This window comes from Vibrio sp. 10N.222.49.C9 (assembly GCF_041474985.1).
Taxonomy (GTDB): domain Bacteria; phylum Pseudomonadota; class Gammaproteobacteria; order Enterobacterales; family Vibrionaceae; genus Vibrio; species Vibrio crassostreae_C.
Genome location: NZ_JBFRVD010001205.1, coordinates 1 through 362, shown reverse-complemented (window position 1 = coordinate 362; position 362 = coordinate 1). Strand labels below are relative to the sequence as shown.

Genomic DNA, 362 nt, shown 5'->3' with positions numbered 1-362 from the left:
GTAATGTCTTTTAATATTTCTATGAGTGGCTTAAAGGCCTTTAAGCAAGAGTTGGGTGTGCATGCGAATAATATCGCAAACGCTTCGACGGTGGGATTTAAGGGTGCGCGTGCTGAGTTTTCGGCTGTGTATAACGGTAAAGAGGGCGGCGGTGTTTCAATTTCTGGTATTACTCAGAATCACGATACGAGTGGCTCAATCTTAGGTACGGGTCGTAGCTTAGATGTGGCGATCGCAGGTTCGGGTTTCTTTGTTACAAAGGACTCGAATGGCCAACAGCAGTATTCACGCTCCGGTATGTTTGGAATGAATGCAAATGGCTCGATGGTAGATTCAAACGGTAATCTTCTGCAGGGTTATTC

1 protein-coding gene is annotated in these 362 nt (G+C 45.6%); it reads left to right on the top strand.

Annotated elements, in window-relative coordinates; all coding sequences use genetic code 11:
- The coding region (locus AB4585_RS27585) for a flagellar hook-basal body complex protein (RefSeq protein ID WP_372171941.1) at positions 1 to 362 on the top strand (362 nt) is incomplete at both ends.